Origin of the sequence: Flagellimonas olearia (assembly GCF_004150225.1) — a bacterium.
Classification (GTDB): domain Bacteria; phylum Bacteroidota; class Bacteroidia; order Flavobacteriales; family Flavobacteriaceae; genus Flagellimonas; species Flagellimonas olearia.
The window spans coordinates 45,169-68,911 of record NZ_ML142914.1 but is presented as its reverse complement, the minus strand read 5'-3'; the positions used below and the strand labels follow the sequence as shown (position 1 = coordinate 68,911).

The following is a 23,743-nucleotide window of genomic DNA, read 5'->3' as shown; positions in this document are numbered from 1 at the left end:
TAAAGCATTTAAAACAAAAAAGGGGCGCTGGTTGTCACCTGCGCCCCATACAATCTAAAAAACTAACCAAACAATTCCAATGATTGCTCGATTTTACACGCCACTTGAAGAGTAGCGGGGCCATTGCATTTGGATTCACAATGACCAAATATCTTAAAGCCTTATACGGCTTTACTCAATACGTCAGCCAAACGTTCGGCCACGTAGTCTACCTGTTCCGGCTTTAGAAGCACAACACCAACGCTCAATCTGTCCTCGGCACCATCTCTTCCTCTTCTAATATTGGTTACAATACTTGGGTTTTCCGCTTTTAAAGCATCACTAACCTCTTTTGGGCTCATCTTCACCTTTTCTTGATCCCAGCTCACCAACATACTTGGAAAGGCATTTGCAGGACCAGGGCTTACATGGGTCTCCCCACTTACGGTCTCAATGGTGGTTATCTTGGTTTTGATACGTTCAATACGGTCCAACCAATCTTGCCATTCCTTTTCATGATCCAGTTCCAAATAGGCCTTAAGGGCTGCGTACATCCCAAAAATCTCCTCTTTGTTGACTTTCATTGGCCTACCTATTGGGGCCTCATGGGGGCTATGGTTGAATTTGGCCGCTTCAATAAGGTCTTTTCTACCAAAAAGAAGTCCGGCACTCTGAGGTCCCCTGATCATTTTTCCTCCTGAGAAAGTAATCAGGTCGAAACCTATTTTTTGAAACTTGAACAAGTTTTCCTTTGGGGGTACATCAGCAGCGGCATCAATAAACGTGGGTATATTATGACGCTTGGCTATGGCTACGAACTCTTCGTGTAAAATTGGTCCGCTTGCCGCATTGAAGTACAAGGCCATTACGGTGTTCTCATTGATGGCAGCTTCCATTTCCTCCGCTCCATCCACCTCTACAATCTTGGCACCTGCTGTAGGAATTGCTTGATCGAAGACATATCTATGGCTTTTCTGCATGATAACTTCCGGACGTGGATCGGGAAGGTCCGGCAATTGCCTTCTCTTCTTCAAATCCATACCTGTTATGGTCGCAGCGGTACCCAATACCATGGCACAGGCTGCTCCCGAGGTCACCATAGCGGCTTCCACGTTGAGCATTTCGGCTATCTTTTCACCTACCTTGTCCTGTAGTTGGTACATATTGGCAAAATCATGGGCGGTGGAGTTAATGGCTGCCATCACCTCTGGACGCATCAACGAGCCCGATAGAAAGGTCATGGTAACCCCCGCATTGATTACCGGTGTCACGCCCAGTTCCTCAAAAAAGTTCCTGGTCGCTTCTTCTGTTCCAGCTCCTGAGTCGGTCTTGTTGAATTCACAGGCCGATACCATTCCGGTACCTACCAATCCACCTACTACCGGAACAGCCGATAAGTTTTTCAATAATTTTCTCCTTGTAATCATCTGTTATTGTTTTTGGGTTATTCCAATTCCATGATCGTCCATTTCCTCCCAAGTTTTCTAAAACAACAGTGTCCGAGTGCCACAAAACTTGTTCATGTGGCACTCTTCACTGTTCACTTATTTTAAATTTCCTCTGTCATTAAAAACGAACCAATTACCATCCTTGTCTTTGAACAAGGTTTTCATTGGTATCTATCTCTTCCTGAGGTAATGGATAATATCTGTTTCGTTCTGCATAACCGTTGGGTCCCAAAACAGTTTGGGCCAATCCCCATCTTCTCAAATCATTGAAACGATGGTATTCAAAGGCCAACTCCACTTGTCTTTCATGCACAATGGCATCGAACAAAGCTTCTTTGGTCCCTGTGGTTCCTGCATCCAACAAGGTCATTCCCACACGGTCACGAACTTCGTTCACCGCATCACGGGCAACATCCCTCATATCCAATTCATTGGCAGCCTCTGCATACATCAACAATACATCTGCATATCTGATGGCCGGGAAGTTGGTCCCTCTGTTGTTCACGTACATTACGGGGAACAAACCTTTTTTAAGGTTATATCCTGTTGCGGACCATACGGATTGATAGGTATCCAAGTTCAAGCTCTCTGTACTTAGTTCAGGGGCAAAAACATCGCCATCAATAAAGATGGATTCGTTAAGTCTTGGGTCACCATCTTCAAAAGCATCAACAATGGTCTGTGTGGGCAAATTGTTTCCAAAACCTCCATTTACCTGTGGGTTGTTGTAAGATACCCTTAAGGTACCAACATCGCCTTCACCCACTTCGGCAAACTGGATTTCAAAAACTGACTCCACGTTGTTCTCACTGTTGATATTGATAACATCTCCGAAGTTCTCTACCAAGTCATACAGCTCTGAATCGATTACCTCACCTAGCCAAACTTCGGCCTGCTCATAGTTTTCATCATATAGATAGACTTTTCCCAAAAGGGCCTGTGCAGCTCCTTTGGTGGCCCTACCTAAATCCGATGCGCCATAAACCTCTGGAAGCACTGCTTCCGCATCTATCAAATCCTGAATCATCACCTCATAGATGGCAGCCCTGGTTGATTTTGCCACCAAAGCGTCCGAAGGCACCTCAAAAGGTTCTGTGAACAGGGGCACATCTCCCCAAAGGGTGGTCAAATGCCAGTAATAAAATGCACGTAAGAACTTGGCTTCTCCCACCAACCTACTCTGAAGACTTGCATCGATGTCTTCCATCAAAGGTACTTCTTTGATTACTGTATTGGCCCTAAATACGCCTTCATACAGCTTTCCGTACACGTCCATTAGGATACCATCGGCAGCGGAATAGGTAAAATCATTGAATCCATAACCACCAGTATTGGTAAGCACCACCTCACCTGTTGGCGGAGTGTACAATTTAGACATGGTGTTAGAATACAATTCAGTGGTCTGCAGGGTTGCATAAATAGCATTTACCCCTTGCTCCGCACGTTCGGCCGAGTTAAAGAACCCGTCAACTGGAATGGCATCTGGCGGAGTTTTATCCAAAAAATCTTTTTCGCAACTGCCTAGAGATAATGCCAAGCAGCTAAGAGTAAGTATTTTATATATATATTTCATGATCTCTATTTTTTTCGATTTATTTTCCTCGGTTTCCTACAATCCTATTTGCACACCCAATTGTATGGTTCTTGGCAAAGGATAAGTTCCCGTATCAACCCCTACTGCTAGAGGATTCAAATCGTTGGTCGCCCAACCAGATCCACCAAGTACATCAGGGTTATATCCTGAGTAATCGGTAATGGTGAACACATTTTGGGCACTTAAATAAACCCTGGCATTGGTCAGTCCAACAGAATCCAAGATTGTTTTTGGGAATCTATACCCTACTTGGATGTTACGCAATTTCAAGAAAGAAGCATTTTCAAGAAAACGTGTTGAAGGACGCGTGTTGTCGTTAGGATTTCCACGTACCGCTCTTGGGAACGTATTTGTGGAACCTTCCCCGGTCCAGCGGTTCAATGTAGTGGCCATTTGCTCATGCTCACCGTCCATACTTTCCAAATAGGCCCTCTGGCTATTGTAAAGTTCCTTTCCGGCAACACCTTGGAAGCTCAAGCTCAAATCAAAGTTCTTGTAGGACATGCTTCCGTTGATTCCATAGCTGAAGTCAGGGAATGGATCTCCTATCACCTTTCTATCTGCATCGGTGATGGCCCCATCTCCGTTCAAGTCCTTGAACCTAACATCTCCAGGTGCAGCACCAGGCTGTGTGGCATGGCTGGCCACCTCTTGATCGTTCTGGAAGATTCCATCAGCAACATAACCATAGAAGCTGGACATGCTCTCTCCAACTGTGGTACGTGTAAAGGTTCCGTAGTTATAGGCATTGTTTACCAAGTTGATGATGGATGTTGTTCCATCTCCCAAGCTGGTCACCTCATTCTTAACCGTGGATAAGTTGACCGATACCTCATAGTTGAAATCGTTACGATCTTTTCTGTATCCCAACAAGAACTCGAAACCGGAGTTTTTGATACCTGCAGAGTTCTCGTATGGGCCTAAGGATCTTTCAATACCAGTGGCCACGGAAATCGGAGTACGCAATAAAACGCCATCAGTATCCTTAACCCAGTAATCTGCGGTGAAGAAAATAGATCCATCCAACAATCCTAAATCAACACCTACGTTGGTCTGTGTTGTGGATTCCCATTTCAAGGCAGGGTTACCCAAGCTGGTAACCGCGGCGGCGGCGGCTATGCCTTGACCTGCTCCCAAAATATACCTTGGTGTGGTATCGATGGTGGTCTGGTTCACATAATTGTCATTGGTATCCTGGTTACCCAATTTACCCCAGCTTCCCCTTAACTTTAGGTTGCTGATGGCTGGTATGGCAGACATGAAGTTTTCCCTTGAAATGTTCCATCCCAAAGCCACGGATGGGAAATTACCATATCTGTTCTGGCTACCAAATCTTGAAGAACCGTCACGACGGAAGGTCGCTGTGAACAAGTACTTGTCCAAAACAGTAATGTTGGCCCTTCCCAAATATGATCTCAAAGCCCATTCAGACTCGTTTCCTTGAATGGTGAAGCTTCCCGTTCCTGCGTCAATCACCTGTAGCTCATTGCTAGGGAATTCGCGAATAGACCCACCTATATTACTATAGAAGGCATTCTGCTCTGTATATCCACCCAAAAGGGAAAGGGAGAAATCTTCAAATTGCTTGTCGTAGGTCAAAATATTCTCAACCAAGTATTCGTAAGACTCTCTCTTGCTCTCAGTCAATTGCTGAACAAGGTTGGTCCTGTTCTCCATCTCAAATTTGGGCACATACAATTTAGAGGTATTGAAACCAGCATTGATACCCAAGTTCAAACGATACTTCAAATTAGGAATGATCTGATACTCGGCATACAAGCTTCCCAAAATCTTATTGATGGTGGTATAGGTACGTCTGAAGTTCCTTCTACCCACAATGTTTTCACGGTTGTTCCTTCCGGTTTCAGCCGCATTTGGACCGGCGTACCCTCCAAGGTTTCCTTCCCTGAAAATAGGCATGGTTGGTGAAGCTCCCAATAAGTAGGCAAAATCCAAGTTGTTTCCTTGACCCATATTGAGTCCTAATCCCCTACTAAGGTTAATGGACTCTCCAATAGTCAACTTTTCTCCAATCTTGAATTCACTCTTCACACGGGCAGTATATCTTTTGAAGTTACTGAACACCATGATACCTTCTTGGTCAAAATAGCCACCAGAAGCAGAGTACTTTGCGTTTTCGCTGCCCCCTGATATGGATACATTATAGTTTTGGATAGGAGCCGCCTGATAGGCTGCCTTTTGCCAATCTGTATCTACTGTGATGCTTTCAGGATTTGCAAATGCGGGTTCTACGGTAGCTCCGGCCGCAGCAGAAGCATCAATGTTCAACTGTGCATATTCCCTAGAGTTCAATAAAGGAATGAAATCCGTAAACTCCTGAATACCATAGTAACTGTCTATGGTCACTTTTGGTTTACCGCTTTTTCCTGCCTTGGTAGTGATCAAAACCACCCCGTTGGCAGCTCTGGAACCATAAATGGCAGAAGCAGAGGCATCTTTCAAGATGTCCATGGACTCAATTGAATTTGGGTCTATGGAGTTTACATCGGTAACGTTTACCGGCATACCATCCACAACATATAGTGGACCGGTATTTCCAAAAGTACCCATACCACGGACCCTGATCTGTAGGGGCGCTCCAGGTTCACCTGAACTGGAAGTAATCTCCACACCAGGTATTCTTCCCTGAACCGCTTCGTTGATGTTGGCAACAGGCTGTCCTTGTACATCATCCGATGAAACGGATGAAATGGCACCGGTCAAGTCACTTTTACGCTGGGTACCATACCCCACAATGACCACTTCATCAAGACTCTGTGCATCTTCCATCAAGGTCACGTTTAAGGTAGTGGCGGTTCCTATGGCAATCTCTTGGGTAGAGAATCCCAATGAACTGAATACCAAAACGGCGTCAGGACCGGAAACCTGTAGCACATAGTTCCCATCAAAGTCGGCCGCGGTACCATTGGTGGTCCCTTTTTCTATGACCGAGGCTCCAAGAATAGGAACTCCGTTACTGTCCACTATGGTTCCGCTAATGGAAATCTGTGGAGCAGGTTGCTCCGCATTGGCCATAGGGGTTTTTCCAGAAAAAACAGGCTTTGTAGGTCTGTTGCTCTTCAAGACAATCTGGTTCTTTACGGTTACAAAAGAGATATTGTCCCCAACAAAGATTTTTTGCAACAAATCTTTAATAGCGATGTTCTTCACATTGATGGTCACCTTTTTGTTCACATCAACTTCACCTGTTTTGTAAAAGAATTTGAATTTACTTTGGTTCTCTATCTGGCCCAATACCATTTCAATAGGGGCGTTGTTCACACTCACCGTCACTTTTGTGTTCTGGGAATATGAACTCGCATGGAGATTGAACAAGACACATATAAATAATAAGATCGAAACCTTCAATGTTCGGTTCTTGTTTAAAATGTTTTCCAAAAAACAGGAAAACCAATGGTTGTTTTTCATAATTTTGAGAGATTTTGATTGATTAACAATCCTTCAGTTAAAATCATTTGTTTAGGGGAACGTGGCCGCGTTCCCTTTTTTTGAGTCAGTTTGTTTTAATTCATTGGCAAGTGGTTTTTAGTTGGGTTGATTAATTATCACTTTATTATCTTCAATATAATAGTCAAATCCGGCACTTTCCTTGAATGTATCCAATAGATCAATGATGGTTTCGTTTCCAAATTTACCATTGAACTTTATGGGATCCAGTTCTGTGTAGGCGTTACTGATCTCAACATTGTACCTTCTTTCAATTTTGTAGACAATTTCTTGGAAAGACTCATTGTTGAAAATCAATCTTCCCTGTCTCCATTCCAAGTAATCGTTCACATCTACCTCCTCCACAGCAAATCCGTTGGAGGTCAATGATGCTTTTTGCCCGGGCACAATGACCTGGGAAGCCCCAGAGTTTTCTTCCTGATGATTATCCGACACCGAAACACTTCCTTCCACCAATACCGCAAAAGGTTCGGTACCTTTATAGGAGCTTACATTAAAATGTGTTCCCAGAACCTGGACATCTATATCATTGGCTTCCACCAAAAAGGGACGTTTCTCGTCTCTGGCCACCTCAAAATAAGCTTCTCCGTCCAAGAATACCTTTCTTTCTTGATCTGGTAGAAAGTTGACCGGAAATTTCATGGAGGTACCCGAATTGAGATGCACCAAGGAACCATCTGAAAGTACCAACTGGAACGTTTTTCCATGAGGTACTTTTATTTCATTGTACACCAACTCCTTCATGGACTCGTTGGCCTTATATACAATTTTGTTCCCTATCTGGGTTGCAAACACCTTTCCGCCTTGGGTTGCAAAGTTCTGCTCGGAATTTACGTTGAGCTTCTCTGAGGTATTGTCACCGGTACTAAGAACCACGGCACTGTCCTCAATGATCAATCCTGGGTTTTCCGCGGGTTCTTGGAACAACCAAACATAGGCTCCAGCAACCAGTCCAATGAAAACGGCAGCGTATTTAAGGACATTGGTCCTTTTTCTTCTGCGCGACATGATGCTGAGACGCTCTTGTATTTCATACCAAGCTTTTTCAACATCTGCATCGCCCTTGGTTCCCAAGGCCCATATTTTCTTTATTTCCATGAAAGCCTCCTTGTTATTGGGAGAGGCTTCTATCCATTGGAAAATTTTTGCCACCTCGGCTTCGGAAGCTGCTTCCGACAGGTATTTGGTTATCAAGCGATATTCCATTGAAAGTCTTTGGTGTTTGTAGTAGGTACACCTCAAAGACTTGCTACCCTATATAAAAGTTAAGTTTTTTTTAAAAAAGCGTTAAAAAAATTAAAATCAAGATGTAGGGAATGTAGCTGGCGAGTCTTAATTTGAGAAATTTTAGCGCCCGGGTCATATTGGCCTCCACTGCTTTTAGGGTGATGTCCATTTCTTCAGCTATCTCCTTGTTCTTCTTGTTCTCCATGCGCTTCTTCATAAAAATCTGCCTGCATTTTTCAGGCATCTCGGCAATGGATTTTTCAACCAATTCCTCAAGCTCCGAAAAGGTCATGGAATCAAACCTTAAAGAATCCAGAATTTCCATATCCAATAATCTTTCCTTTTCCTGGAGTTTCAAGGATTCATACCTTCTCTTGACTTTTTTATGGCGAAGCAGGTTCAAACAATCGGTTTTGGCCGAAGTAAACAAAAATGAGCGGATACCTCCTATCTTAATGATCTTATCCCGGTTGGTCCATAATTTGATAAATGCATCTTGGGATACACTCTTGGCCTTGTCACGATCGCCAATAAACTTTTGACTGAACCCTACGATATCATTGAAGTACTTATTGAAAAAAAACTCAAAAGCGCGGTTGTCCCCTTTTTTAAATTGGGAAAACTGAAAGTCCTCTGCGCTGTAAAAATCTTTATTCATTTTCTGGCGATAGAAAAAATAGGGGGAAATACTTTTAATGCCGCTTACCCGAACTGTTGTGTTTGGATGCCTTCAAACGCGTTCCATACGCATCCATTTTTTTTCTATATTAAGCGTATCATCAAGTACATCACCGCCAATTCTCGAAAATTTCTGTAAATTTTCAAATTTTTAACGATATTCTTTGGATAAAATCCTAAAATTACAATGTTTTTTTGTGATATTTCAAAACAGTCGTATCCTAGAATTTCTCTTCAACCGCTTTTCTCTAATAAAATCAAGAATTTCGCTAATATAACTTATTGTTGGCCATTTTTTTTATAAATGAGAGTGCTAAATCATGAAGTCTAATTTACTTGTTTGATTTACAGAAACATACAATATGTTAAAAGCCAGACACGCTCAGGATTTTAAAAAAGTTCAATTTACAGGGTAAATGTTCAGGTTACCCCTTCCCAGTTAATCGCAGATTATCATTATATCACCTTTGTGTTACTTCTCTACGCTTTTAATCCTTTGCGCAGTATCCTTAATAGTATCATTATGGCCCAATATAAATCAGGAAGGTGCTATAAGCGACATCATGTAAAATTAGAAGTATTATGTGTTATTTTTACGAAAGACCTTTAATCCTACTGATACGTCCAATATGATCATCAACCGTTTTGATACATCCCCTTCCGTGCTAAATACCTTTATTACTGAAATACGGGACGTGGGGATTCAGAAAGACGCCATGCGGTTCCGAAGGAACATTGAACGGATCGGGGAGGTCTTGGGCTATGAGATGAGCAAGACCCTAACCTATCTGGAAAAAGAGGTCATCACCCCATTGGGTTCAAAAAAAATCCAGAGCTGTACAGATCAATTGGTCCTTTGTTCCGTACTCAGGGCCGGTTTGCCCTTACATCATGGCATTTTGAACTACTTTGATGCTGCCGAAAATGCATTCATCTCCGCATACCGCCACCATCCCAACGATTCGGATGATTTTGAAGTGGTGGTCAAGTACTTTGCCGCACCTTCCTTGGAGAATAAAGTATTGGTGCTGACAGACCCCATGTTGGCCACGGGGAAGACTTTGGAAAATGTACTCAATGTTTTAAAAGACCATGGTACGCCCAAAAAAATCCATATCATTTCCGTCATCGGGTCCCAGCCAGGTGTTGAAAAGGTAAAAAAAGTATTCCCGCAGGATACACAGTTATGGATAGCGGCCATAGATGATGAGCTTTCCAGCAAAGGGTATATTGTTCCCGGTTTGGGTGATGCGGGTGATTTGAGTTATGGAATCAAATTATGATGCCCTCACCCAAGAAATCAAAGTAAAATTTCAACGGTTTCATGGAGTTCAGGAATGTGGGTGTGCCATCCGAACACTTCTTCAATCTTGGTCTTAAAAACAGCCATGGCCTCGGTTTCCCCATGTATGAGGAACACTTTTTCCGGCACGTTGTCCACGCCTTCAAGCCAATGCAACAGTTCCTTTTGGTCTGCATGGGCCGATAAACTTTCCAAATGCTGCACATTGGCCCTGATTGGCACATACTTTCCAAACATTTTCAATTCTTGTGCGCCCTCCAACAAATCCCTGCCCCGGGTTCCTTCGGCTTGATATCCTACCAACAATATGGAGGTGGATTCCATATCTGCCAGTTGTTTGATATAGGTAAGCACCCTCCCCCCAGTGACCATGCCACTGCCCGCAATGACAATTTTAGGTCTGGTGTCGTCAATGGTTTCCCATGTTTCGCGATATGAGCTTACCAAAGTAACATGATTGCACATATTACGGTATTCTTCCGGGGCAAGCTTATGCCATTTGGGAAATCGACCAAAGACCTCCAGTACGTTTATTCCCATGGGACTGTCCACGAATATGGGAATGTTGGGGATTTTGTTCCTATCGTAAAGTTTATACAACAAATACATGAGGGATTGCAATCGCTCCACCGCAAAAGATGGAATGATCAAGGTACCCCTTCTTTGAATGGTCCTTTGGATGAGTTCCTGTAAAATAGCCTCCAAATCTTCTTCGGGATGCGCTCTATCGCCATAGGTACTTTCCACAAAAAGATAATCGGCCCATTGTGGACGCTTGGGAGGATCAAGTAGGTCGTCCTTTAAGCGTCCCACATCACCAGAGAACACCAACTTTTTGCCAAAAAGGTCAATCTCAATAAACGTTGAACCAATGATATGGCCATTATATCTGAAACGTACCGAACAATGGGGTGAAAGCCCTATGTCTTCCTCCTCTTCTATACTTTTAAAGAGTTTTAAGGTGGCCATCACGTCGTGCTGGTCAAACAGCGGAAGTGCCGGGTCATGCTTACTGTACCCTTCCTTATTGGCTCTTTCCGCTTCTTCTTCCAATATTTTGGCACTGTCTTCAAGAATGATCTTGGCAATCTCCAAAGTGGGTGCCGTTCCCAAAATACTTCCTTGAAATCCCTGTTTTACCAATAGGGGAAGATATCCGCAGTGATCCAAATGCCCATGCGTCAACAGGACCATATCTATCTGTGAAACATCAATGGGCAAGGGTTCCCAGTTCTGTATCCGAAGTTCTTTGTTCCCTTGGAACATTCCACAGTCTACCAGTATCTTGATTTCATCGGTTTCCAAATAAAATTTGGACCCCGTTACGGTGCCTGCAGCACCCAAAAAATGAATTTTAAGTTTTTCCATATACTAAATCTGGGTATGACACAGGGATTGCATTTCGTTAATGATCCTACTCTTTCTACCATTGGAAACCCCTAAATGGTCCAAATAAAAACTATCTTCCAACAATTGACGGCACAACACAATATCCCTGTTCAACAAAAACTGTTTTTCCCTTGCCGATAGTAAAGTGGAGACCGTAATGGGATACAACCTCAGCCTATCGATCCTATCCTTCAATCCATTCCCGGAGGGATGGTCCCAACTCAATAGTTTTAATCCCGCACATTTTCCATACTGGAGCGCATCCATGGTGAAACGGGTGTTGGTGACCACCCATCCCGCGGTATTATTATACTCTTTTTCCTTTTCCGACTCGAGCGGTCCTTTAACGTCATGGTATCTGGAAGCAATGTACAACGGCACCTTTACATTGCACTTTAGGCCATCCTCGCCATGAAACTTGCATTCAATAATGTTCAAGGTTCCGTCTTTATGAGCCAACACATCTATTTCATGGGACACACAGGTACCTTGCACCATTTGCCCCACTTGGGTGGTGTATCCCGAATAATATAAAATACCGCTTATGAACCGTTCAAAAGGGAATCCCGTGGGGCCCAGTTCATAAATGGCCTTCTTCAATTTATATTTTGAAGCACAAACCGATTTAGCCTTTTTGAGCATGGCAAACGCCCTGTTATAGATTTCCTTGGTGGAGATTCCTGGGTAGAGTTCGTCCATGACCACACTGACGATTTTTTTCACCAAAGCATCATCCGCCCCACTGGCCTTTAGGGAGTTTTCCAATTTTGAAACGGAGAACTTGGTCTTCTCCCCTGTGGATTTTATAATATCGAATTCCTGTTTTTGCATACTCTTTTTGATGTGGAAAATCCTCCATAAATATCTTGAAAATATCCTTACCCGTTAATGCGCTTGGGACTTAATTCTGTTATGGAACTCAATACAAGTTTCCAATTAGGCAAAAAATTGGGTAAATTCAGTTTAACGGATTGGTCTATAAAGAACCCTAATAAAATCCGATTGCCCGGAATAGGTAGTTATTAGAACAAATTTTATAAGTTTGCTTCATGTCTGAACAAAAGAACATGGACGACCTTAAGTCCCTCAGCATAGACCATGATAGCCCTGTGCCTTTACACTTGCAGGTTGAGGAGATACTTCGAGACATGATCAATGACCCGGAATATCAAAATGGAAAATTTTTGCCCAAAGAGGTAGATTTATCCAAAAGACTGGGTATTTCACGGAACACCATCCGGCAGGCCACCAACAGATTGGTGCAGGAAAAGCTTTTGATCAGGAAAAAAGGAGTCGGTACCAAAGTGGCCAAAAAACAGGTAGAGACCAAACTGTCCAATTGGGTAAGTTTCAGTCAGGAAATGCATGCCCAAGGGATTGATTTCAGAAATTATGAGATCAAGGTCTCCAAGATTATGGCCGATATGGAAATTGCCGGGGAACTGGAAATCAAGGAAGGCCAGGAAGTCTTTAAACTGGAAAGGCTCAGAGGATTGGACAATGGTCCTTTTGTGTATTTCATAAGTTACTTCCACCCCAGAATAGGCATCACGGGAAACGAGGATTTTGGACGTCATCTCTACGACATTTTGGAGCATGAATACCATACGGTCCCAGTTCTCTCAAGGGAACAGATAAGTGCCATTTTGGCCAACAAACCTCTTTCCGAAAAGTTAGGGGTACCCGTAAACTCAGCCATTCTCCAAAGAAAAAGGGTGGTCTACGATCCCGGTAACAGGCCCATTGAATATAACATTGGGTATTACCGGGCCGATCAATTCACCTATAGTATAGACATTAAGCGTTGAGACCCTATTCCAAAGGAATCTCAAGGAATCGTGGTCGATAAAGATTTGGGTCTTTTAAAATATCCGCCCAAAAATCAAATGAATTTACATTATAGCTGGCCAACAGACTTCCCGGTTTGGAAAGATGCGGATAGGCCTTGGCGTTATAGGTGAAATACGTTTTGTTCGTGTCATTTTCAGTGGTCTTATACACTATTTCAGGTTCTCCAAACGGTCCTACAAGGGACTCCCCAACTTGTATGGCAACTTCCGGTCCCATGGTATAGCGCTGGTAGGTGAGTATGATACTTCCGTCCGATAATGGGGAAACACTCATTTCGTTGGAAACATCCCTGGCGATCAATGCAGCATCCGCCATATTGGCCACCCAATCGGACCCATTCCAAAATCTCCATTGTCCAAAATTGACAAAATCCTTCGGCAAGGCCCTAGCCACCAGCAGTCCCTTTGTCCCATCTTGATTAGATACCGCATAAGTGTAGATATAACCATCAGGGTTTGGTGCCCCAGCCGACTCTGTATTCACGAAAATAGCGCTACCAAATGAGGTTTGGGTCTCCGAATCAAAAAATGGGGTCTCCAATTGACTATGATCTGTATATGGGGGCTGACTGTCCTCCGGAATCTGCAATAGGTTCACCCCAACCTGCTCAAATGTGAATCCTCCAATCCCGGCAGTGTCCTTTTCCCGTACAGGATATGCAAAAATATATAGATTGCCATCCCCTTCCGTATTGACAAAGCCATCCCCCAACCAATAGTAATCATGGGGTCTTGCGTTCGGCGTATTGGGTTTGAAAAGTCCCTCGGCCTTACCTTCTGTTGTTTCTTTCCAATGAAACGTAATTTTTTCCGAATCCGGTTCTTTTCCTTTCAGGATTCCCACCGAGTTATTGATCATCAAAAAATCGTCTGGCAAGAGGGTTTCCCCGTCATGGTGGCCAATCATGGTATCCCCAAAAGTGAATAGCGTCACCGTGCTATCTGTTGCTGGGACAAACTCCTTGCCATCCATTGGAATCCCAAAAATGCCATCTCCTCCAAACCACCCTTCATTTTTAATGAAGAGTTGGCTCCACGCTGTTGATTTCTCCGCCATACCAACATTTACTTCTGCTCTATTCTCCTCTTGGTTCTCCTTTGTTTCCTTTTTATCCATGCAGGAGGCGCACAACAATGCAATCGCTGCAATGCCCATTACTTGTTGACTCAAGGAATAAATTGACTTAATGTATTTCATATATCTTCATTTTAGGTATCAAGACCTATTGTTTACTGATTCTATCAACAACCCTTGCTAAAATGCATGGGGATTGTAGTGGTATGTATTCTTTGCTGTACTCAACTCAAAATCATCGGTTCTAAAAGGAAAGGCTGGAAGACCATTCCCATTTACCAAATCCAGCGGTCCTGGGTTATCGGACCACGCATACCTGACATACATTGGTTTTTTGATTTCTTCGTGATATACCTCTACTTGGGTATCATTCAAAACCTTGGCTTTGGCCCAATAAAACTTTCCATCTGCTCCAGCAATGGCAAAACCTCTTACATAACCATGTTTGTCCGTACTCTTTAATAGGCTACCATAGGTCTCAAACTCGATAGTGATGGATGAATCCGATGGGATACTTTTTTTATAAACAGGCCCTTTTCCCAAGGTTTTACCATAGGTATAATGTTTTGCCAATAGGGCCAATCGCCTTCCCACCTCTTTTTTATTGTAAGGGTGGATATCATTGGCATCCCCAATATCGATTGCGGTCACAATGTCCACATTATCCAGAGTGGTGGCCTTCATTTGGGACTCCCGTAATTCGGCCCACTGACTATTCTTTGGTTGAGTATCTTCTTGTCTATAGTTTGCCAATTGAACCACTAGAAAAGGCATTTGGGGATTGTTCCATTGCTTACGCCAATCTTGGATCATGGCCTGCAATAGTGAACCATATTCCACGGCCCTGGATTCATTGGATTCCCCTTGGTACCAAATCACCCCGGTTATAGGTAGTTTGTGCAATGGTGCTATACTGGCATTGTACAGGAGCATGGGATGCGAAAATGGACTGCCATTGGCCACTTCCGGTTGTGGAAACCCATTATGGTCTATACTCACCCCCTTTTTATATTGCCAAGTCCCATTAAGAATGGAATTGCCCCAAAAAGCATTGGTGTAGATTCCTCCTTTCCCGCCAACATCAAAGACACGCACTGTGAGTATGTTCCCTTCTTCCCGAAGTATCTCTTTGGGTGCGGAATAATTCCTGAAATTACTTTTCCCAAAAGACTCCCCTATTTGTACCCCGTTGACCCATACCCTATCGTAATCATCAATTTGGTTAAGAACGATGCTGACATCGTTTTTCAATTGAATGGAATCCAAATCAAAGGTTCGCTTGAACCACATGCTACCGTCATGCGAAGCGTATCCAAAATCATCCCAGAAAGCAGGCAGGGTACATTCTTCCCAATTGGAATAATCATACCCCTCCTCGTACCATTTCTCTTCAATACCAGGCCCTTTTAAATAATACTTCTCATCCCATTTCTTTCTGAATTTTGCCAATTCAGTATCCAAGGTTTTAAAGCTTTTGTTGATTTTACCAATCTTTTGCGTAACCTCATCAAACTGTGGAAATGTCTTGAGGACATCCATTCCCATCCAGGTTTCAATGGCCGTAGCTCCCAAATTGCTACTGATAAGGCCTATGGGAACTTCTTGTTCCCCAACGAGGTCTTTCCCAAAAAAATAACCGACGGCACTGAAGTTCCGGGCAGCTTCCTTGGACACTTCCTGCCATACGGCATTGGATACATTTTTCCTGGGAAGATAATCCCGGTCTACCCATACCGAACACAACCTAAGGTTGGGTAAATCATAGTTGTCATTCGGGGTTTCCTTATACTGCAGCATATTCAGGGTGTACTGCATGTTGGATTGCCCTGCACATAACCATAGGTCACCGACCAATAGGTTGTCCAAGGTCAATTCCTTCCCTTGATCATCTTCAATTTGAAGGACAAAAGGCCCTCCGGCAGCCATGGGTCGCAGATTCACTTTCCAGATTCCGTTTTTATCCGCTTTTGTCGTATGGCTTTGGCTTCCAATGGTAATGGTCAATGTAGTCCTTGGTTCTGCCTTCCCTTCAATAGGAATTTGCTTATTCCTTGGCAATACCATATGGGAAGAAAAAATTGGGGGCAACTCTATCTGACCACATACCAACATGGGCAGAAGCGTCACCATAAACCATAAGATCTTTAAACGCATTTTCATAATGACCGATTTATTTTTTCCATCCCATTTCAATTTCTTCCAAGGTCTTGCCCTTGGTTTCCGGAATCATCCTATACGTGAATACCCATAGGAAAATAGCGTTTATCATGAACAACCAAAATGTATAGGAGGGACCAAGATCACTCAATAAAACGGGCGTGAACTGTGATATGAGCATAACCCCTACCCACAAGACCATGATGCATATGGACATGGCCACACCCCGTACTTTTGTTGGAAAAATTTCCGCAATCAACACCCAAGGAATAGGTCCTAAAGAAGATGCAAAACAGGCCACAAATCCCAAAATGAAAATCAACAGCCAAGGTCCTCCAAGGGCATCAAACTGATATAAGCCCCCAATAACCAACAGGCAAACAATCATTCCCAGAATTCCCCATAGCAATAGTTTTTTCCGCCCCGCCTTGTCGATGTATTTGATTGCCACAAAGGTGAAAATTGAATTGATCACTCCTATCAGAACGGTCTGCATAAGGGCTGAATCCACCCCAAAACCTGCAGATTTCAATATTTCAGGGGCGTAGTACATGATGGCGTTGATACCCGTAATCTGTGAAAAAAGAGCCAAAATCACCCCAATAATGATTGCAGTACGGAACCCTTTTTCAAAGAGTTCGGATAATCTACCTTTTTCCTGTTGCAAGGCTTTCTGGATGTCTTGATGGATTTCAATGGCTTTCTCCTTGGGATTCAGCTTTTCCAAAATGCGAAGGGCTTCCGCATTGTTCCCGTTCTTGGACAACCAGCGAGGGCTTTCCGGAACCAAGAACAGGGCACCCAAAAACAATAGGGCAGGCAAAGCCTCTGACCCCAACATATAGCGCCATCCATATGCAACGTTCCAAGCTTCATCCCCTGCTTGCGCCACCAAATAATTGCAGAAATACACAATGATGATTCCCAAGACTATCCCCAATTGATATAGGGAGACCAAGGACCCTCTTTTTTCCGCCGGCGAAATTTCCGATATATATAACGGAGACAGCATGGAAGCCGCTCCAACACCTACACCTCCAATAATGCGCGCAATGACCAAAAGGGTGAAACTTGGTGCCAGTAGACACCCTATGGCTGATATGGCAAACAACAGAGCTGTTATGATCAAGGCCTTTTTCCGACCAACCCGGTCAGCCACATAACCAGCGGTCAGGGCACCTATAATGCAACCCAAAATGGCACTGGATACAGCCCAACCTTTTAGTGAAGGGGTCAGTGAAAATTTGGTTTCCATAAAACCGATGGCACCCGATATCACAGCTGTGTCATAACCAAATAAAAAACCTCCCAATGCGCCAATGGCGGTAATCTTGAACAGGTAGTTGTTTTTTTGTGCTTCCATGCTTTAGTCAATGATTAAAATCCGGTTTTACAGAATTCTGGTTTTACATTGGATTGGATCACTTTTGCCTCTCCTTCGCCCAAATTCTCAATCGTGTAACGCCCTACCGCAGCGGGGACCACAAAGGTTTCGGCATAATGGATATCCATACTCCTGTTTTGGGCCACAACCCGTATCTTAGTCCCCTCCACCAAGTTAAGGATATGGCATTGTTCTTCCGTATCAATGATCATTTTGTCCGTGAACTCAAATCTATGGATTTCATAAAAATGCTTTGAATGGGTTGGCAATTTCACCTTCTTCCAATGGTCACCGGATTGTACCACTCGTGGTTTGGAAATATACTCTACTTCTACCCTATCCCCTTGGCACTCCATGTTCAGGTTGGCCACACCACGCTCAATATTCAGTGGCCTTGGCTTTCCATCCAGATCCATGCGCATCCAATCATACATCTTAAACGTAAAGATGTAAGGTGTACTACTGATTTCCAGTACTAGGTTCCCGATGCCGGAACAATGCACGGTTCCATTTGGGATAAGAAAAAGATCGTGCTTTTTTGCATCGAACGTCTGTACATATTTTTCAACTGGCATGGGCTTCACTTGGGCATGGCTCTGCTCCAAGGCCTCTTGGAATTCCTCTTTTTGCACCCCTTCCTTAAATCCAAGATACACCTGGGCACCGGCCTCGGCATCCAAAATATAATAGGTTTCATCCTGGGTAAAGTTTTCCCCAAAATTTTCCCGCATGTATTCCAAAGTGGGATGGCACTGCACGGATAGGTTCTGTCCATTCACCGTATCCAAATAATCGAACCGTATGGGAAAATCCGTTCCAAAAATATCTGCTGCCTTGCCCAAAATGGCCTGATTATCCTGAAACATCAAAAAATCAAAGGAAATCTCCAATCGTGCACCGTTTTTTGAAATCACAATCCCATTTTCTGGTGCAATGAGTTCAAAGGACCATGCATAGTTGGGCACATTTTGCGCCAGTCCATCAATTTTTTCCTTCATCCAATCCCCTCCCCAAATCCCGGGTGAGAACCAAGGTCTTGGTCTAAAGGCATGGGCAGACATTTCCTGAAGCGCTTTTCGCAAGGTATCTCCCGAACACCATGATACATCACCTTCAAACTGCCCGTCCACAACATAATCCATATCCTTTAATAATTGGTGTTTATGCTTATTCAGGACCGGCCAATCAATAAAGTACATACGCTTGTATTGATGCTTTTTATCTGCCACCATGATATTGCCCAAATTGGTAACCTGTCCTGCCCTGGAACGAAATTGTATCTCATTCTTTGGGATATCCATATAAACAATGGTCCCTTTCCAACCACTTAAGGCTGCTCCCGGCCCATAGATAATATTGAGGATACCTTCCTCTGGTATGATAGATCGCAATTTTTCCTCATCGAAAAATTCTTTTAGATCTCCGGGAAATATCTTTCCAAAAACAGGGTCGTCTCCCCCCAAATAGGGTGCAACCATTTCCTCTATGGCCGAAACTTCCTTGTATGCCGAAGCCATATCATAGTTGACATGCTTCACATTTTTCTTTTGCAGTTCACTGGACAATCGTGCCATAAATTCTTTCCAGTATGCGCCCATATAACCGTCTATGAGAACACATCCTGTTTTGGGAAGTTCATCCACGAGGCTCTCCACGCCCATGGAAACAGTCCCCGTAGAAATCTCAAAAGAGGGGTACACCATATAGCCTTCACCTGTTCTTGACCCATCTGCCTGCATTGGCATCACATACTGCTCCGTGTTTCTTTTTGTGCTCAATTTATTCTGTTTAATGGTTAAATGTATGACGGCACCCAAAATGGCCGCATGGGCCGTGCCTTTGGTAATATGAATATTGGGGAGGACCGGAAAACAAGCTTCAAAAGCTTGGCTGAAAAGGTGATAGCTCTTGGATATGCTTCCTCCAATAACAAGGGCGTCTGGTTTAAATTCTTCCGAAAGAGAAGTCATCACTTCACCCAAATGCTGTCCGTATTGTTCAAAGATTCCCTTGGCCTTTTCCAAGGTTTCCGCTTGTTCGGCAATTTCCTTCACATTGTCCACAGTGATTCCTGTGGTCTTGGTAAAAGTTTCCAAAAACCATTGGGTGGAAATCCAATCCTCCACTCTTTTGCTTTTAAAGGGAAGGTTATACATATTGCCGTCATGGGGTATGTTGGCATGTTCGGTGACCACATTTCCATCAATGACAAAGCCTGAACCTATTCCCGTGCCCAAGGTCACCCCAAAAACCCTTCCTTTATCCAGATTGTTGGTATAGGCCTCCCCTAGGACAAAACTGTCCGCATCGTTGATAAAGGCAATGTTCCCGGGGGACGCCAAAGTATCTTGTAAATGAGCCCAAAGAAAGAGCTTCAAGTTGACCCCAAACAATGCGTCGTATTTGTTGAGTCCACGGATATGGGAAACCCCATTGGTATAGTCAAATGGACCGGGCACGGACAGACCAATGCCCTTTATGGGCTTTTTGAACTTTTGAATGGATTCCCTTATGGCAGAAACCAATTGGTCCAAAAAATCCTGCGCGGGCAAATCACTGTCCACAGGATAACGTTCCACCGTTTCCACAAGCAAGCCCATTTGTGAGGCATCCACCATACCTAGGGCAAAATGGCTACCTCCTATATCAATCCCCAGATAATATTTGTTTTGGTCCTGCATGGACTTTAATTCTGTTTTGTGTTAAACTTAATCTTGGTATTCTTGGGCAATTGCACCTTTCTAGTGGATTGGGATAAATACCCCTCGCCATAATAGAATTCCATTTTTCGTTGTTTACCATTTTCCAAGGTGATGATGCCCGATTGCGCATCTTGCGGGACCATTGTTACATTTCCCAAACCTTGATTGGTGCGGTGTATCCTAAGGCTATCATTATTGATGGAGGAAACCAACAGTTCCCCCTCTTTCCCGAGTACCCGGACCAAAGCGCGGGCATTCCCATTGACCATAAAACCGGTATTTTTATGATTCTTCGGTTTGAAGTTCCCTGCACCATCCCCTTTTAAGACAAGTCCCAAAAAGGCATCGTTTTGTCCATAACCTACTTCGTATTCGTAAAAGTTGCCAATTAGGATAACATCCAAGTTACCATCCAAGTCAATATCTGTGATGGTGGTACCCATAATCGGGGCCCATTGGGCCTCCATGGGCAAGGGTTTTAGATTGAACCTGCCTTCCCCCAGGTTTTCAACATATATGCTCTCCAATTGCTCCATTGTTCTTTTGATGGGATTCCCGGCCATATTGTTCTGAAGGATTTCTTCAATCTGGACATCGGCGTAAGAACGGTAGTTCTTGTATTTACTTTTTATGGAAGCCATTTGTTCGGCCAACAGGTCCCTGGATGCCAATGGATAGCTCATCATAATTCCATCGGGACTTAGACCGTATTGGGTCATCAAGGGGTCCACTCTGCCATCTTTGTCAAAATCCCCAACATGCAATTCCATGGGGTATTCCTCCGAAGCGTTATACACGCTGTTGGTCCCTTGATTTCCGATGATGTAGTCCGTATCCCCATCATTGTCAAAATCCCCGCCATTGATGCTGTTCCACCAACCGGATGAACTGGGCAACACAACCTTTTGAAAACTTCCTTTTTGGTTTTTGTACAGGGTTACCGGCATCCACTTCCCTACAACCAATAGATCTATCCAACCGTCATTGTCCACATCCGTCCAAAGAGCCGCGGAAACCATTCCCAATTCCTGTTCGCCCAATTTTGAATGGGTAACATCGGTAAACTTCCCTTGATTATTTTCCAATACATAACTTTTGGGGGCCAAACCATAACTTCCGGGAACAACCATTCCACCTACAAAAAGGTCCAAATCCCCGTCTTGGTCATAATCCGAAGCAACCACACAGCCTCCACTCGTGTTCATGTTGGGCAAAGCATCTTCGGCCATGGTTAAATTCCCCTGACCATCGTTTATATACAGTCTATCCTTATAATGTCCCGGCTTCATCAGTGAGAATTCCGACCCTCCACTGACCACATATAAGTCATTATCTCCATCGCTGTCCGCATCAAACCATATCGCCCCCGCATCTTCATGCTCTGCATTACTTTCAAAGGTTTTATTTTCAAAGCGTCCATCTTTGCGTTGGATATACAGCTGCCCTGAAAAACCATGCGAGCCTCCAATGAAAAGGTCATCCAAACCATCCCCATTGGCATCGGCAACCGCAAGGGAAGGTCCATTGCTGGAAAATTTTTGTGGAATGAGCGGCTCTATATCAAAATCAGAAAAAGGAATTTCTTGATGTTCAAAAGGGATGATCCCATCAGTCTTGAAAAATATTCGTTGTTTTTCTACGGTACGAATCGACTCAGATACCTCAGAAGCATCGGTATACTGAAGGGTTAAAGTGGTATCCATGGCTGCACTCGCATAGGACTTGCGCTTTCCATCTGGCCAAGCCACCACAAGACTATCCACGCTTTGGTCCTTCTGAAATGCAAAATACAGTGAGGGTGCAACGCTGGATTGAAATCCTCTGGTAGTGTAGTTCTCTGAAAACTGAACCTCACTCCCGGTATAGGCCCATACTTTTGCCCCTATTCCTTTTGGATTGGACTGTGGCCCTTTAAATTTGAGTTTTAGGGAATGTCCCCCATTATTTTTGCTGTGGGAAGAGGTGTTCTCCAGTACAGTGGCTTTTTCATTGATGTTATTGGTGACAATATCCAGGTCTCCATCATTGTCCAGATCCGCGTACACGGCCCCATTTGAAAAGCCAGGAGATTCAGGGACCCATGTGGACGAAGTATTGGTAAACTCCAATCCCCCATTGTTCCTGTAAAAATAGTTCTGGAGCTTTACTTCGGGCAGTCTGTTGATACTGGCCAAGTATATACTGTCCGCTTCCTCCCTGGTCCTAAACTTGAATTGCTTTCTGCGATATACAATAAAGTCCAAATCGGTCATATCCTTGAGGTAACCCGTGGTAATGAACATATCCTTTAGACCATCCTGATCATAATCAGCCATCAATCCACCCCAACTCCAATCCGTACTGCTAATTCCCATGAGTTGGCCCACCTCACTGAACGGTGCTTGGGCCCCATTGTTCAATTGGAAGGTGTTTCGCATGTATTGGGGTTGATAGCCTACACTTTTGCTGAATTCAAAAAGGTTGTGGTTGGGTTTGTTCAGCATCAGTTTTCTACGGCGATTATCCGAAGGCAGCATATCCAATACCAAAACATCGGTTAGACCGTCATTGTTTATATCAGCAATGTCATTGCCCATCCCATTATGGCTTTGGTGATTGAGAAGCTCTTTGGAGCTGTCCTTAAAAGTCCCATCCCCTTGGTTGATATACAGGATGTCATTGGAAATAAAGTCGTTGGACACGTAAATGTCCGGATACCCATCTTGATCAAGGTCACTCACACCTACCCCAAGACCAAACCCTTCGATAGTGATTCCTGTTTCCTGGGAAACATCCATAAAGACCGGATGCCCCATTGGACCGATGCCATCATTCCGATACAGTTTGTCATTGCTTTCAGATTCCCCGTTCAGTTTTCGGGGCACCGGATTGTTCATCCCGGTCATTTGGTGCATATGGTTAAGCAGATACATGTCCAGATCACCATCCCCGTCATAATCAAAAAAAGCGGATTGTGTGGAATACGAAGAATCTGCCAACCCATATTCCTGGGCCATTTCCTCGAAAGTTCCATCTCCTTGGTTGATATAGAGTAGGTTTTCTCGCTGCTCAGGGTCCAAATGTCCAGACCGGCACACATAAATGTCCAACCAACCATCCGTGTTGATATCCACCATACTCACTCCGGAAGACCATCCTTTGGACTCCAGACCTGCTTCACCGGTGATGTCCTTGAATTTTAAATCACCTTGGTTCAAATACAATTTGTTGGAAACCTGATTCCCTGTAAAGAAAAGATCGTCCCATCCATCATTATTGATGTCGCCTACTGCAACACCCCCACCATTGAAGTAGTAGATGTAGTTAAGGATATTCAAATCGTCATCCAAGGGAAGGTCGTTGGAAAAATGGATTCCAGAGGCTTTGGCCTCCACTGGCTGGAAGAGATATTCCCCCCGCTTTGTACCCTCTGTGCACGACGCACCCAAAATCAAGAGTACAAAAGACCAAATCCCCAATGTTATAATCCCTTTTTTCATTGTCAATCCC

At 43.8% G+C, this 23,743-nt stretch carries 14 protein-coding genes; 2 read left to right on the top strand and 12 right to left on the bottom strand.

Annotated features, from left to right (window positions below; all coding sequences use genetic code 11):
* Nucleotides 1–161: 161 nt before the first annotated feature.
* The 5 genes from DN53_RS15935 to DN53_RS15915 all read right to left on the bottom strand — a co-directional run bounded on the left by DN53_RS15935 (nucleotide 162) and on the right by DN53_RS15915 (nucleotide 8,374).
* A complete protein-coding gene (locus DN53_RS15935; protein WP_129655889.1) occupies nucleotides 162–1,406 on the bottom strand; it encodes an aminotransferase class V-fold PLP-dependent enzyme in 1,245 nt (414 codons plus the stop codon).
* A 154-nt stretch (nucleotides 1,407–1,560) separates the two neighbouring features.
* Nucleotides 1,561–3,000 carry a RagB/SusD family nutrient uptake outer membrane protein gene (locus DN53_RS15930; protein WP_129655887.1) on the bottom strand — a complete coding sequence of 480 codons (1,440 nt, stop codon included), beginning with the start codon at nucleotides 2,998–3,000 and terminating at the stop codon, nucleotides 1,561–1,563.
* 36 nt (nucleotides 3,001–3,036) lie between these two features.
* On the bottom strand, nucleotides 3,037–6,450 hold the full coding sequence (locus DN53_RS15925) for a TonB-dependent receptor (RefSeq protein ID WP_129655885.1): 3,414 nt from the start codon (nucleotides 6,448–6,450) through the stop codon (nucleotides 3,037–3,039).
* Nucleotides 6,451–6,567: 117 nt separating this feature from the next.
* Nucleotides 6,568–7,695, bottom strand: coding sequence for a FecR family protein (locus DN53_RS15920; protein ID WP_129655883.1), 1,128 nt, complete (start codon nucleotides 7,693–7,695; stop codon nucleotides 6,568–6,570).
* Nucleotides 7,696–7,765: 70 nt separating this feature from the next.
* Nucleotides 7,766–8,374 (bottom strand): RNA polymerase sigma-70 factor, encoded by a 609-nt coding sequence (locus DN53_RS15915; RefSeq protein WP_129655881.1) that lies wholly within the window; start codon nucleotides 8,372–8,374, stop codon nucleotides 7,766–7,768.
* A gap of 649 nt (nucleotides 8,375–9,023) precedes the next feature.
* On the opposite strand from DN53_RS15915, the gene upp reads away from it, so the two are divergent.
* Nucleotides 9,024–9,677 carry a uracil phosphoribosyltransferase gene (upp, locus tag DN53_RS15910; protein WP_129656042.1) on the top strand — a complete coding sequence of 218 codons (654 nt, stop codon included), beginning with the start codon at nucleotides 9,024–9,026 and terminating at the stop codon, nucleotides 9,675–9,677.
* Between the two features lie 17 nt (nucleotides 9,678–9,694).
* On the opposite strand, the gene DN53_RS15905 is transcribed toward upp, so the two are convergent.
* Both DN53_RS15905 and DN53_RS15900 read right to left on the bottom strand, forming a co-directional pair.
* Entirely contained in the window at nucleotides 9,695–11,065 is a 1,371-nt protein-coding gene (locus DN53_RS15905) for an MBL fold metallo-hydrolase RNA specificity domain-containing protein (RefSeq protein WP_129655878.1), read from the bottom strand.
* A gap of 3 nt (nucleotides 11,066–11,068) precedes the next feature.
* A complete protein-coding gene (locus DN53_RS15900) occupies nucleotides 11,069–11,917 on the bottom strand; it encodes an ATP cone domain-containing protein (protein WP_129655876.1) in 849 nt (282 codons plus the stop codon).
* Nucleotides 11,918–12,135: 218 nt separating this feature from the next.
* On the opposite strand from DN53_RS15900, the gene DN53_RS15895 reads away from it, so the two are divergent.
* The gene (locus DN53_RS15895; protein ID WP_242502182.1) at nucleotides 12,136–12,894 is read left to right on the top strand and encodes a GntR family transcriptional regulator; all 759 of its coding nucleotides are present in this window, start codon (nucleotides 12,136–12,138) and stop codon (nucleotides 12,892–12,894) included.
* Nucleotides 12,895–12,898: 4 nt separating this feature from the next.
* Here DN53_RS15895 and DN53_RS15890 read toward each other — a convergent pair whose 3' ends face one another.
* Genes DN53_RS15890 through DN53_RS15870 form a run of 5 tightly spaced genes read right to left on the bottom strand, consistent with a single transcriptional unit; the run spans nucleotide 12,899 to nucleotide 23,733 of the window.
* Nucleotides 12,899–14,134, bottom strand: a complete 1,236-nt coding sequence (locus tag DN53_RS15890) for a DUF4185 domain-containing protein (protein ID WP_129655874.1) — start codon at nucleotides 14,132–14,134, stop codon at nucleotides 12,899–12,901.
* 57 nt (nucleotides 14,135–14,191) lie between these two features.
* The gene (locus DN53_RS15885; RefSeq protein ID WP_129655872.1) at nucleotides 14,192–16,171 is read right to left on the bottom strand and encodes a sialate O-acetylesterase; all 1,980 of its coding nucleotides are present in this window, start codon (nucleotides 16,169–16,171) and stop codon (nucleotides 14,192–14,194) included.
* A 10-nt stretch (nucleotides 16,172–16,181) separates the two neighbouring features.
* Nucleotides 16,182–17,531: a sugar porter family MFS transporter gene (locus DN53_RS15880; protein WP_129655870.1), complete on the bottom strand. Its 1,350-nt coding sequence runs from the start codon at nucleotides 17,529–17,531 to the stop codon at nucleotides 16,182–16,184.
* A 14-nt stretch (nucleotides 17,532–17,545) separates the two neighbouring features.
* Nucleotides 17,546–20,233 (bottom strand): ROK family protein, encoded by a 2,688-nt coding sequence (locus DN53_RS15875; protein WP_129655868.1) that lies wholly within the window; start codon nucleotides 20,231–20,233, stop codon nucleotides 17,546–17,548.
* Nucleotides 20,234–20,238: 5 nt separating this feature from the next.
* Nucleotides 20,239–23,733 (bottom strand): VCBS repeat-containing protein, encoded by a 3,495-nt coding sequence (locus DN53_RS15870; protein ID WP_129655866.1) that lies wholly within the window; start codon nucleotides 23,731–23,733, stop codon nucleotides 20,239–20,241.
* Nucleotides 23,734–23,743: the final 10 nt, after the last annotated feature.